This window comes from Flagellimonas hadalis, assembly GCF_007785775.2.
GTDB lineage: Bacteria > Bacteroidota > Bacteroidia > Flavobacteriales > Flavobacteriaceae > Flagellimonas > Flagellimonas hadalis.
Genome location: NZ_VNIK02000001.1, coordinates 835,401 through 848,312 on the forward strand (window position 1 = coordinate 835,401; position 12,912 = coordinate 848,312).

Below are 12,912 nucleotides of genomic sequence, written 5' to 3' on the forward strand. Positions count from 1 at the left end.
GTCTAAACGGTTACAGTTTTGTTCAAATATCGGCGGAATGGAAGCATTTCTTTATAAACCTCCACTATTTTTTCCTTGAAATCGGGTCGGAACACTTCTTCCCGTGAAAATTCATGTGCCACGGCAAAAGTCTTGTTCTTCAGCAAATCGATATGCGGATGGTCGTTGGAAAACCCTTTGGGGACGTTGGTCAGTTTTTCATCTTCATACAAACTGCCAAACGTCTTTTTGAACGAAGGTTTGTCCAATATTTCCTGCAACACCTCCCCATCATAATCGATACCTTCCCGAATGCTTCGCAGCGTGTTCGGATCGGGCCGCCAAAAACCACCGGCCAACAGACACTGTTTCAATCCAATCTCGATGTAGAAATCGGCCGAATGGGGCGCTTTGTCCAACCCTGCACCAAAATGATCTTTGTACACCGGTTTATTGGGGTGGAACATCAAATTGTTGTTGATACGGTTGATTCCTTTCTTGCCCGGGGTCGGATAGTAATCGTCATGCAATTGTGCCATAGTGAGATCAAGGTCGTCCAACCACGATACAAAATCGTTCCGAAGGGTGCGGTACCATTTGCGGTTCGCATCCATCCATTCCTTATTGTTGTTTTGTTGCAGTTCTTCCAAAAATTGGAACAGGTCTTTGAAATTCATGGGCTTGATGGTCAATGTTTGATACGACCTTATGTACGGTATGATTTTAGTTGGTTCCCTTTATGATACTTTTCAATTTTTCCAGTTGCGTGTCGGATTTCCAAAGAATCTGATCCATGTCCCTTTCAATTTTGATGTCGGGCGCTGTACCAAAACCGTCAAGGATTTTTCCGTCTTTTTGAAAGGAGACCATTGTACTGATCTTTCCAAACAATTTGGAATTGGGCAAATCGAACCAATCACTATTCCCACTGGAGCCATCAGTTGTTGTGCCCACAATGGTGATGTTGGGAAGGCCTTTGAATACAGAGACGAAAATGGATGCCGCACTGAAAGTCTTTTCATTGGCTAGGATATAGACAGGCTTGTCATAATAAAAGGATTGCCCGGTCAATTTTTTCCCGTTCAACAGGCCAAAATAATATTCGCTGTACTTGGTGTCATCCATTTCATATATCGGTTTGAAGGTGTTCAAAAACGTATTTACAGTTGTCCGCTCCCGTCCCGTCAATTCCGACATTGGATACAAAAATCGATTGTTCAAACTCTGCTTGTAGTCTTCTGGTAATGGAATTGGTCCTCTCTGTCTGGTAACGTTCACCACATGGATGGAATCGGGGTGTATCACATATTTTGCAAATTCATAAAGCAAGTCACGGGTCCCACCACCATTGCTCCTCACATCGATGATCAATGCTTCGCTATCGTCCTTAATGGATTTCATAAATGAATTGAACCGCTCAAAAAGAAGGGGCGCCTCTTCTTTGCTCGCCATTTCAGGGAGCTTGATATACGCAATGCCGTCTTCTATATCGAATAACTTTTCAATGACTTCGGGCTTGTTGTAATCTTCATCTTTTACAAAAAGATATTCCACTCCAAACTTCTCGTCCCACGGCCGTAATCGTTCCGACCTGTCAACTACAGGTACCATCACGACAGTATCCTTTTGCCAATTGCCATCGGAAAGTGTCAACTTGATCTCTTTGGGCAAGGGTTTGTTGAGCAGCCTGTAATTTTTTTCAATGTCCCGAATATCCCTCACGGCCAAAGTGAAATAGGTTTGCTTCGGGGCAGTTATATCTTCGGGGCGCGTCTTTTGCAGAAAATCCTGGATATCGGTTCCATCGACTTTTTTGAGAAAAGGGAATCGGGGGTAGCGTATTCCCAATTCGTTGTCCTTGCCCATATTCAAAACAACGACCTTATCATGGAGCGGCGCATAGATGAATGGCAAAAAGAGGGATTCATTCAGATCATAACCTCTTATCGTAGCCATAGAGGAATGTCTGTCCCCAATTTTCCCCAGCGTTTGGCTCAGAAAAAGGCCAAAATCTTCAAGTTGGGTGGAATCCCCTATTTTCTTCAGATAGCCGTCAAAATCACTGTTGAAATCATAGCCATTCAGATACACATAGGAAGACTTGTCGTCAAGCGTCTTTCGTAAAAATTCAATATCACCTTGTATCTGTTCCTTGGTCAACACATCATCCTGAGCAAGGGAAATGAAGACATTCAAACAGCAAAAGATGGTAATCAGGGTTTTCAATTTCATCAGGAAGTTTCTTTTTTAGAATTATTGGTAATTGGTTTCCAGAGGGTTTAAATGAAAAATTGGATGTCAAGTTTTGAAACCTAACATCCAACTTCTTTTGATCTAGTTCTAAAATCGGTTGTCCCCGTCCAGCAAATTGCCCAATCCGCCCAAGATACTACCCTCGCCCTTGTCCTTTCCGCCCCCTTTTGGAGCGGCGGCCCATACGCGGCCGGCCAATCGGCTGAATGGCAAGGATTGGACATAAACGGTTCCTGGTCCACGAAGTGTGGCAAAGAAGAGGCCTTCCCCGCCGAACACGGTATTTTTGATGCCACCCACAAATTCGATGTCGTAGTCCACGGTCTGGGAAAAGCCCACGATACAGCCCGTGTCCACTTTGAGCACCTCACCTGGGGCCAATGTTTTTTTCGCCATGGTCCCGCCTGCGTGCACAAAGGCCATACCATCGCCTTCCAGTTTTTGCATGATGAAACCTTCACCGCCAAAGAAACCCCGGCCCAAGCGTCTGGAGAACTCAATCCCTACGGAAACACCCTTGGCCGCGCAAAGGAAGGCATCTTTTTGGCAGATGAACTTCCCTCCTTTTTCCGAAAGGTCTATGGGTATGATCTTGCCCGGATAGGGTGAAGCAAAGCTTACGTTCTTTTTGCCGTGGCCAATATTGAGGAAAGCGGTCATGAACAAGCTTTCACCCGTGAGCAAGCGCTTGCCCGCGGAGAACAGTTTGCCCAAAACCCCAGTGTCCTGATTGGAACCGTCCCCGAAGATGGTATCCATTTTGATATCGGAATCCATCATCATAAAACTGCCCGCTTCCGCTATGACAGCTTCTTGGGGATCCAGCTCGATCTCCACATATTGCATTTCCTCCCCGTAAATGTGATAGTCGATTTCGTGTGCGTTCATTTTTTGATCGTTTTTTGATTATTGTTTATATGTTGGTCGGTTAGGCGTTTTGTTACAACCATCTGTATAGAAAGGTGCATCATCTTTTCCTAATTACCATCACCTTTTACCATATCTACCCCTTCACCTTCACCGTCCACTCAAAATGAAAGGTGGAGACCTCCACCCCATCTGCATTTACCCCTACGGATTTCATCCAGCAGGTTTGTCCTTCCCCGGTTTCCACTGTTCTGCGGATGGCATCGGCAATCAATGGGCCATCTTCACAGGTAAATGAAATGCGTCCCGTGGCCTTTTTGGTGAACGTGGCCTTGTTGTTGGCCACAAGCATGGACACTTTTTTGCCGCTTTTTTGGATCTCGTTCATCACCAAAGCACCCGTGCTGAGTTCGGCAGCCATGCCCTGCACGGCCCAAAACATGGATTTGAACGGATTTTGATTGATCCATCTGTGCTTTACCGTGGTGATGGCCTTTTGCCCATCGATGTATTTGAGACGAACCCCGCACCACCAGGCCGAGGGGAGTTTCAGAAATGTAAAGGTGTTGATTTTACTGGGTGTCAGTGCCATAAACTAAGATTTAGATGCCTAAAAATAGGTAAAAACCTGCTATTTTAAATTGTTAAAAAAAAGTTAATTATTAGTACTTTGTTTTGCATAGTACTGTCTTTTGGATATATATTTGCATCGTAAGCTAATAGGTTAACCCTTTTATACATCAAAATCATCAATCAAAAATGGCAGCAACATTGACCAAACACGAACGAAACTTATCCGCGATCATCCATGCGTCCACGTTCTCGAAGTATTTCATTCCCTTTGGGAACTTCATCGTCCCCTTGATCTTGTGGATGTCCAACAAAAAGCAGTACGACTTTGTGGACTATAACGGGAAGCAGGCCCTCAACTTTCAGATCAGTATGTTACTATACTCCATAGTGGCGGGCTTGATCACCATTCCCTTTTTCATTGGGTCCATGCCCGGTCTGTTTGATTGGGATGTGTTCGGGTTTCACCGCTTGAGCGATCTCAACAATCTGAACATCCATATCGACAGTGACGATTTTCGATTTGGACGTTTGTTCTGGCCCGTCGGAATAGCCGGGGCCATACAGGTGGGGTTGGCCATAGCTAACATTGTGTACAGCATATTGGCCACCATCCGAACCAACGAAGGGCAATATTTCAAATATCCGTTCACCATTAAATTCATCAAGTAATGCGTTGGACAACATCAATATCGATCATGGCTTTCATTGGCGTTTCAACTTTGGTGAACGCACAGGTTGAGGAAAACTCCGAACTATACCGGGCCATTGTACGCATGGATAGCATTTATTTCAATGCCTACAATACCTGTGACATGGAAAAACAGGCTGAAATCTATGATGCGGATTTGGAGTTTTATCATGACATGGGTGGTCTATCCAAGGACAAGCAAGGTATTTTGGAAAGCATCGAAAAGAATATTTGTGGAAAAGTGACCCGGGAATTGGTTCCTGGCAGCATAGAAGTGTACCCAATCAATGGTTTTGGAGCCGTTGAAATGGCACTGCACAAGTTCCATAACAAGGAAGAACCAAATGCACCATCCCATCCAAGTAAGTTCATCGTTATTTGGAAGCAAACTGGGGACGATTGGAAAATAAGTAGAGTTGTGAGCCTACATTAAATCAGACCGTATAAGAGTTTATCATCAATCAAAGAATAGGAGTTTAATCATCGATCAAAAAACGAAAAGTTCATCAATCAATCAATCAATCATCAATCAAAAAACGTTTCCACTCCCCTGCTCATCACAGGGGACGGAGTGGGAACAAGGCCAGACCCGTTTTGGCAGATCAAAAACGAACAGTTAATTTAATAGACCCATGAAGTTATGAACATAGAAAACACAAAAGCACAGATGCGCAAAGGGGTCCTGGAATACTGCATCCTGTCCATCCTAAAGGATGACGACAAGTATGCCTCGGAGATTCTGGATGCCCTGAAGGACGCAAAGATGCTGGTGGTGGAAGGTACCATATACCCTTTGCTCACAAGGCTGAAAAATGCCGGATTGCTCAACTACCGTTGGGAAGAATCCACATCGGGGCCTCCCCGCAAATATTACGCGCTGACAGAAACAGGGCAACTGTTCCTCAAGGAACTCAACGGCACCTGGGATGAACTAAGAAATGCAGTCAATCTGGTAACCAACACAAAATAAGTATCAAAAATGAACAAGACAGTTAATATAAATTTGGCAAATACGCTCTTCCACATAGACGATGATGCGTACAACAAGCTGAGACGCTACCTGGAGTCCATCAAACGATCGTTTGCGGGCACCAAGGGAAGCGATGAGATCATAGCCGACATCGAGGCAAGGATCGCCGAGCTCTTTTTGGAAAAAATGGAAAACGAGCGACAGGTGATCACCCACAAGGAAGTGGACCAGGTCATCGATGTGATGGGACAGCCCGAAGATTATATGGTGGACGAGGACATTTTTGAGGACGACCCCAAAAGGACCCATGCCGAACCCAGTCCGAAGGCCAAAAAACTGTACCGCGACATCGATCATAAGTATATTGGTGGGGTGTGTGCCGGTCTGGAGCACTACTTGGGGCTGGATGCACTATGGATCCGGATCATTTTCCTCCTTTTGGCCGTTTTCACCTCCGGCTTTGGGCTGATTGCCTATATCCTACTGTGGATCTTGGTCCCGGAAGCGGCCACTACCTCCCAAAAATTGGATATGCGGGGGGAGCCCGTCAACATCAGCAATATAGAACGCAAAGTTAAAGAGGGGTTTGATGATGTTGCCGACAAGGTAAAAAATGTTGACTACGAAAAAGTGGGCAACAAGGTCAAAAGCAGCTCCAAGACCTTTTTTGATACCATCGGGGACATTATCCTGTTCCTGTTCAAGGTATTCGGCAAGTTCATAGGCATATTGCTCATCATCATCGGGGCATCCACACTCATCGGTCTGTTCTTCGGACTGTTCACTGTGGGCATGTTCGATGCGGTTCATTTCCCAGGAGTGGATTTCTACGAGATCGTGAACACCACGGGAGCGCCTGTTTGGGTGGTTTCCATACTGCTTTTCTTTGCGGTCGGCATTCCTTTCTTCTTTGTCCTTTATTTAGGATTGAAGATTTTGGTGAACAACCTGAAATCCATCGGGAACATTGCCAAATTCTCCCTTTTGGGGCTTTGGTTGATCTCCGTTGGGGCCTTGATCGCCCTTGGCATCCGTCAGGCTGCGGAATTTTCGAACACGGGAAGCGTGCACGAACAAGACCAATTGGTCCTGGAAAACGTGACCGATACGCTTGTCATCCGAATGAAGAACCCCGGCTACGAATACACTAGGGATGATATCCATTTTGGACGTATGTCCTTTGCCTATGACAAAGATGACAATAGGGTACTCATTTCCGATGAGGTGCACATCAACGTGAAAAAAGCGGAGGATTCTGTTGTTTCCCTGTCCATACGAAAGGATTCCAACGGCAGTTCCTCACGGACCGCCCGGGACAGGGCCAAAAACATTACGTATGGCTACGAACTTTTGGGCAATGAGATCATTTTGGACGAATACCTTATCACCGATATTTCCAATAAGGCCAGAAACCAAGAAGTGACCACCACCATCCATATCCCCGAGGGCAGTATGGTACGGTTCGAGGAATCCACAAGGTACCATATAGGCAGGGGTATTGCCAATGATAAGGATTATTACAGAAGTAGTATTGTTGGCCACATTTGGCTCATGGGCAAAGATGGAGAGCTAAAGTGCCAGGACTGCCTTGATGAAGATAATGACGAAGAAAGGAATGGGAATGGCAAGATCATCATCAATGAAGACGGAATAGACATCGATATCAAGGATGCCCAAGATTCCTTTGAAATGAAGATCAATGAGGATGGCATCAAGGTAAAGGCCGGGAACTAAAAACTACAATTGGGAGCTCAAATTCCACAATTGGGTAGTATAAAATTCAAACAATACGCTTAAAATAAGACATTTACACTGTTGAATTTCAGTGCAGATCACAACTAAATCAATCAATAACAGCTGTCCGGTACAACTGGACACAAAAAACAACAATCATGACAACACTAGCAAGATTAGCAATCGCAGTACTATTATCCCTGTTCGCGTCCTCCTGTATGATGGACATGAACTTTGGGAGCGGCAAGACCGGTAACGGCGAAGTCGTAGAGGAAAACCGCAACGTGGATGAAGATTTCACAGTGGTATCCGCTTCGGAAGGAATAGACGTATTCGTGACACAGGGCGCGGAGTACAAGATCACTGTTGAGGCCGATGAGAACATCATTGACCTGATCGGAACTGATGTCAAGGATGGAAAATTGAAAATCCATGCCATTGAGAACATCGGAAGGGCCACCAAGAATGTGTACGTGACCCTTCGCAACGTGGATGCATTGGAAAGCTCCAGTGGGGCCGACCTTATCGTCCAGAACATCATCGAGACCGGGAAGATAGACCTTGATGCCAGCAGCGGGTCCGACCTTCAGGTAGAAGTGGTGGCCGATGAAATCTCTGCCAATGCCAGTAGTGGTGCGGATATCCGAATAGCAGGAAAGGCCGATATGCTCTATGCCGATGCCAGTAGCGGTTCCGACATCAAAGCCAGGGACCTTACCGTGAAGACCTGCCACGCCGATGCCAGTAGTGGGGCCGACATTTCCGTGAACGTATCCGAGTCCTTGGTGGCCGATGCCAGCAGCGGTGCGGACATCTCCTACACAGGGGATGCCAGTGTGGAGACCAAAAAATCGGTTTCGGGAAGCGTGCGTAAATATTGATCCAATTCTCTTTAAATATGCAAAGGCCCGCCGAGTTTTTCGGTGGGCTTTTGTCTTTAATAAGTATAGGCGAAACCCTATCTTAGCAGGATGATAAAAAAAGAAAGATCCATGCAGATAGCAATCAAAAAATACACCTTACAACTTGCCCATACCTTTACCATTTCCAGGGAATCGCACGACACTCAGGATACTATGATCGTGGCCCTTTCCCATAAGGGAAAGACCGGATATGGCGAAGCCACCTCCAATCCCTATTACAAAATCACCGTCGAGAGCATGACTGCCGAGATTGAAGCGGTCAGAGAGGCTATAGAAGAATATGATTTTGATAATCCGGAAAATTTCTACCGGCATTTGGAATCCTTAAACCTTGAAAAGTTCACGTTATGTGCGTTGGATCTTGCTGCCAATGACCTATACGGAAAGTTACTGGGCAAACCTCTTTATGAAATCTGGGGCACTGACAACAGCCACTACCCGATCACCAATTATACCATCGGCATAGACACCGTTGAAAAAATGGTGGAAAAGCTTCAAGAAATGCCATGGCCCGTTTATAAGATCAAACTGGGTACCCAAGACGATGTGGCCATAGTTCGGGAGCTCCGTAAACATACTAAAAGCATTTTCCGCATAGATGCCAATTGCGCATGGACTGCCGAGGAGACCATCCAAAATGCACCACTGCTGAAGGACCTCGGGGTCGAATTTTTGGAACAGCCCCTGAAGGCCGATGACTGGGAGGGCATGGCAAAAGTAAAAGCACATTCCGCACTGCCCGTGATCGCCGACGAAAGCTGCATTGTGGAAAGCGATGTGGAAAAATGTGGCCCTTATTTCCACGGCATCAATATCAAACTGACCAAATGTGGCGGTCTTACCCCTGCTAGACGGATGATAAAAAAAGGGAAGGAACTGGGACTAAAGATCATGGTGGGCTGCATGACGGAATCCTCCGTCGGAATTTCCGCCATTGCACAATTGACCCCCCAATTGGACTACGTGGACATGGACGGTTCGCTACTGCTCAAACATGACATTGCCCGCGGTGTCCAAATTTTGGATGATGGAAAGGTCATTTTTCCCAAACTTCCCGGAAGTGGGATAGAACTGTTGTAATGTCGCATTCCATCGCCCGCATACCCGACCGATTGGTCCAAGTGGAAGGCAAGACGTACTTCTATTTTGGGGGCACCGCCTACCTTGGGCTTCAATCCTATCCTCCCTTTTTGGAGATTTTCAGCAAAAATGTAGAGAAATGTGGCATGCACTACGGGGCATCGAGAAAATCCAATGTCTCTTTGGACATCTATGGAATTGCGGAGGACTATTTGGCAAAATGGGTCGGGGCGGAAAGCTGCCTTACCCTGTCCTCGGGATATTTGGCCGCCCAATTGGTCATCCAGACCTTATTGCAGCAAGGACACTCCTTGTTTGCCGCTCCCAATGCCCACACTGCGCTCCATTTAGTCGGAGTGAACAAAACGGAGAGCTTTGAAGATCTTAGTGATCGCCTCCAGAAAGAAATCAATCGAGGTGGCCCAATGCCAGTGCTGCTTTTTGATACCATTGACTTTTCAGGGAAGCAGTTCCCGCATTTTCATGCCCTGAAAAAGCTTCCTTTGGAAAAGATCATGCTCGTAGGTGATGATTCCCACGGCATCGGTGTTGTCGGAAAAAATGGGGTTGGTTGTTACGACCTGCTCAAAACGTTGAACCCAGCCAAGTTGATGGTCTGTTGTTCCTTGGGCAAAGGTCTGGGCATTCAGGCCGGAGCCATATTGGGAAACGCAGCGGATATGGAACTGCTACGCAATACTTCCTTTTTTGGAGGGGCGAGCCCTGCCCTACCCGCTTTCATGGGTACACTGCTGGATGCCACCGACATCTATGCCGAAAGGAGGTCCAAACTCATGGAAAATGATGCGTTTTTTAGAAATGTATTGCATCATCCTTCCCTTTTCAAACACATGGAAGGGCATCCTACGTATGAGTTTGAAGATGCCGATTTGGCAAGGACCTTGGAAAAAAATGGTTTCATCACCACCTATTTCAATTATCCGGATGCGTACGGGCCCATAGTAGGACGTATTGTTTTGAGCGCCTATCATGACAAAGAGGATATCCAACAATTGGCCAACTGTTTGAACGCACTTCAAGACTAGTTGATGAGTGCATTTATAAATAATTAAACCGAGTTCTACAATGAAAATTCTATTCTCCCTTCAAAAAAGATGCTGTTTTTATGCTTTGCTGACCCTTGTTTTCATGGCATGTGAAACAAAGACCGATACGGGGCCCAATAAAGTTGAAGAAGCCATTTCTTCCATTAAAAGCACCTACGCTCCCGATACGCGGGTGGTCCTTTTCGATATCGAAGCGATACAAAGCCCTGAAGGATATACACTAAAAGGGGGCACAAGCCTTCCAGAAGCTTTGGATGCTTTACGGAAACAGCTGGAACAGGAACAAATTACGTTTCGGGACAGTGTTGAGGTACTTCCTTCGGCAAGTCTGGAGGGAAACATATATGGTGCCATAGCACTTTCAGTGGCGAATTTAAGGTCCCGTCCCGCCCATTCCGCAGAAATGGTAACCCAAGGAACTTTGGGAATGCCCGTAAAAGTGTACCAAATGCATGGTAGCTGGTACCGCATCCAGACCCCGGACCACTATTTGGGGTGGGTGGACAGCAGAGGAATTGAGTTGATGGACAAGACCCGTTTCCAAGATTGGCAAGATTCGGAAAAATTGATCTATACCCAAACCTATGGACATGCTTTTGCCGAAGCAAACTCAGCTGCACAAGTGGTATCCGACCTTGTTGCAGGCAATATCCTAAAGTTGATTGCAGAAGATGGAACTTTTTATCAGGTGAAATACCCTGATGGAAAAAATGGTTTTGTTCCCAAATCCGAAGCATCTCCATATCTGGATTGGAAATCAAACCTGTCCTTTAGCAAAGAAGCCTTGGTGGAAACCTCCAAAACGATGCTGGGTGTACCCTATCTGTGGGGAGGCACCTCCACAAAAGGTGTGGATTGCAGTGGTTTTACCAAGACCGTGTATTTTATGAACGGCATGATCATTCCGCGTGATGCCTCGCAGCAGATACATGAAGGGAGTTTGATAGATGATTCAAGGGAGTTCGACAAGCTCATTCCCGGAGATCTGCTCTTTTTTGGAAGAAAAGCCACTGATTCTACTTCGGAAAGGGTGGTCCATGTAGGGATGTGGATCGGGAACAATGAATTTATCCATTCCGCCGGGAATGTGCACATCAGCAGTATGGACAAAAATGCAGACAATTTTGACGAGTACAATTATGACCGCTATTTGAGAAGCAAACGTATTCTGAACCAAAAGGATGAAGGTCTCCTGTACTTGACGGAGCAAGATGTTTTCTAAAATCCAGTGAACAACCATAAAAAAGGCCATCCGATGGGATGGCCTTTTTGCATTTATGACTAACTCGTCGGATCCTATTCATCCCACCAAACGGGAACCACGGGATCCTGCTGGTTGGCCAATACATTAGCCTCATTCCTAGTTAGCTCGGTAGAAGGATAATTGGCCCTTCGGAACCATTGTCCTGGGAACTCGGTGTCGGCACTTTCTTCTTCACTCCTAATCTGCAATCCAGTGAAAACCTCATCGGAGAAATCATATCTCCTGTAATCCACAAAAGTCTCTGGGTTTAGGAAGTTATGGATGTATTTTTCCTTCATGATGTGGTGTAGCATAAGTGCTCCTTCTCCCACATCGATGGCGGCGTCGGCCATATAGTCCGCACCATCCACATCATACATTTCCATACTGGCAGCTATACCGTCCATGTAAGCGGCATAAGCAGTGGCGTTGGAACCTACACTGGTCGTTGTGCCCCCATTGGCCAAAAATGCAGCTTCAGCTTTTATAAAAAGTACTTCAGCATAGCTGATGAGGATGAGTGGGGAGTCCACACTGGTATAAAAACCATCTTCCCTAAATCTTGCATTGGCATCAGTGCCATCGGGAGCTATACCTCCACCACCACTGACGAATCCTTTGTACTCGGCCTCATCTCCATTTTCAGCAAACAAGGGCAGTCGTGGGTCGATTTCCACAACACCACCCAAAAAAGGATAGTAATCACCGTTCATTGAACTCACCAATTGGCTGGCTATGTCCTTGCTCAGGTTACCTGTTTCCCTGGCCAGTATCTCTTCGGAATACCATGGGTTGATGTTCTTCTCATTGTAGTACATGGCGAAGTTGTCGTCATTGGACGTAAAGCCATTTTCAACTGTTGAAAGTACTTCTGCTGCGGTAACCACTCCTTTGTTCACCAAATGGAGCTGATAACGGGCTTTTAGGGAATAGGCCGCTCTCAGCCATTTTTCCACATCGCCATCATAGATCAAATCCGATGCACCCAGCCCAAAACCAGAGGTATCGGGTGCGCTCAATTTTGCTATGGCACCATCCAATAGGGTGAACACCTCGTCGTAAATTTGCTCTTGCGTATCAAAACTCGCAAAGTTATTATCAGGGCCTTGCGTAGCATCGGAATAAGGAATATTGTCCCATGTATCCGTGGCCATACCAATATTGGCTGCAATAAGGATATCTGCTATGGCCTCAATGTGCGTGGCTCCATTCTCTATCGCCTTTTGCTTGGCAGCTTCAAGATTGGGCAACACATAGAGATAGACCTGACTCCATAATCCATCGGCAGAGGTCTGTCCTGCCGCGCCACCACCCGTGGTCACAAAGTTCTGCACGTAATTGCCAAAAGCAAGCTCTGCAGATCGTTGTCCCTCCAATGTACTGTGAATGGCCGGGGCCATGAGGTCCTGCATGCGCAAATCTTCCAATGGTGCTGTATTGGAAGGCGTGTTCACATCAAAATAATCTTCGCTACACCCCACATAGGCCACTGTGGAGAATAGTAGAAATGCCTTTATTATTTGTATTTTTTTCAT

13 protein-coding genes are annotated in these 12,912 nt (G+C 46.1%); 8 read left to right on the top strand and 5 right to left on the bottom strand.

Translation table 11 applies throughout. From position 1 onward, the window contains the following. Positions 1-2: 2 nt before the first annotated feature. The 4 genes from FOT42_RS03725 to FOT42_RS03740 form a co-directional block, all read right to left on the bottom strand. On the bottom strand, positions 3-656 hold the full coding sequence (locus FOT42_RS03725) for a DUF2461 domain-containing protein (protein WP_151889215.1): 654 nt from the start codon (positions 654-656) through the stop codon (positions 3-5). A gap of 46 nt (positions 657-702) precedes the next feature. After that, on the bottom strand, positions 703-2,211 hold the full coding sequence (locus FOT42_RS03730) for a S41 family peptidase (protein WP_151889216.1): 1,509 nt from the start codon (positions 2,209-2,211) through the stop codon (positions 703-705). 108 nt (positions 2,212-2,319) lie between these two features. Then, a complete protein-coding gene (locus tag FOT42_RS03735; protein WP_151889217.1) occupies positions 2,320-3,120 on the bottom strand; it encodes a TIGR00266 family protein in 801 nt (266 codons plus the stop codon). Between the two features lie 115 nt (positions 3,121-3,235). After that, entirely contained in the window at positions 3,236-3,691 is a 456-nt protein-coding gene (locus FOT42_RS03740; protein WP_151889218.1) for a DUF4442 domain-containing protein, read from the bottom strand. 167 nt (positions 3,692-3,858) lie between these two features. Between FOT42_RS03740 and FOT42_RS03745 the strand changes: the two genes are divergently transcribed. The 8 genes from FOT42_RS03745 (at position 3,859) to FOT42_RS03780 (ending at position 11,356) form a co-directional block, all read left to right on the top strand. Then, complete coding sequence (locus tag FOT42_RS03745) at positions 3,859-4,341, top strand: DUF4870 domain-containing protein (protein ID WP_151889219.1); 483 nt, start codon at positions 3,859-3,861, stop codon at positions 4,339-4,341. A gap of 26 nt (positions 4,342-4,367) precedes the next feature. Then, positions 4,368-4,793 carry a nuclear transport factor 2 family protein gene (locus tag FOT42_RS03750; RefSeq protein WP_226789790.1) on the top strand — a complete coding sequence of 142 codons (426 nt, stop codon included), beginning with the start codon at positions 4,368-4,370 and terminating at the stop codon, positions 4,791-4,793. Between the two features lie 207 nt (positions 4,794-5,000). After that, complete coding sequence (locus FOT42_RS03755) at positions 5,001-5,330, top strand: PadR family transcriptional regulator (protein ID WP_072882137.1); 330 nt, start codon at positions 5,001-5,003, stop codon at positions 5,328-5,330. A gap of 9 nt (positions 5,331-5,339) precedes the next feature. Continuing rightward, entirely contained in the window at positions 5,340-7,064 is a 1,725-nt protein-coding gene (locus FOT42_RS03760; protein ID WP_151889220.1) for a PspC domain-containing protein, read from the top strand. A 158-nt stretch (positions 7,065-7,222) separates the two neighbouring features. Next, positions 7,223-7,945: a head GIN domain-containing protein gene (locus tag FOT42_RS03765; protein ID WP_151889221.1), complete on the top strand. Its 723-nt coding sequence runs from the start codon at positions 7,223-7,225 to the stop codon at positions 7,943-7,945. Between the two features lie 111 nt (positions 7,946-8,056). Beyond that, complete coding sequence (locus FOT42_RS03770) at positions 8,057-9,067, top strand: dipeptide epimerase (protein ID WP_151889222.1); 1,011 nt, start codon at positions 8,057-8,059, stop codon at positions 9,065-9,067. Further along, positions 9,067-10,113 carry a pyridoxal phosphate-dependent aminotransferase family protein gene (locus FOT42_RS03775; RefSeq protein WP_151889223.1) on the top strand — a complete coding sequence of 349 codons (1,047 nt, stop codon included), beginning with the start codon at positions 9,067-9,069 and terminating at the stop codon, positions 10,111-10,113. The genes FOT42_RS03770 and FOT42_RS03775 overlap by 1 nt, the downstream gene beginning before the upstream one ends. A 103-nt stretch (positions 10,114-10,216) precedes the next feature. Continuing rightward, positions 10,217-11,356 (top strand): C40 family peptidase, encoded by a 1,140-nt coding sequence (locus tag FOT42_RS03780; RefSeq protein WP_226789791.1) that lies wholly within the window; start codon positions 10,217-10,219, stop codon positions 11,354-11,356. A gap of 74 nt (positions 11,357-11,430) precedes the next feature. On the opposite strand, the gene FOT42_RS03785 is transcribed toward FOT42_RS03780, so the two are convergent. After that, positions 11,431-12,912 (bottom strand): SusD/RagB family nutrient-binding outer membrane lipoprotein, encoded by a 1,482-nt coding sequence (locus tag FOT42_RS03785; RefSeq protein WP_151889225.1) that lies wholly within the window; start codon positions 12,910-12,912, stop codon positions 11,431-11,433.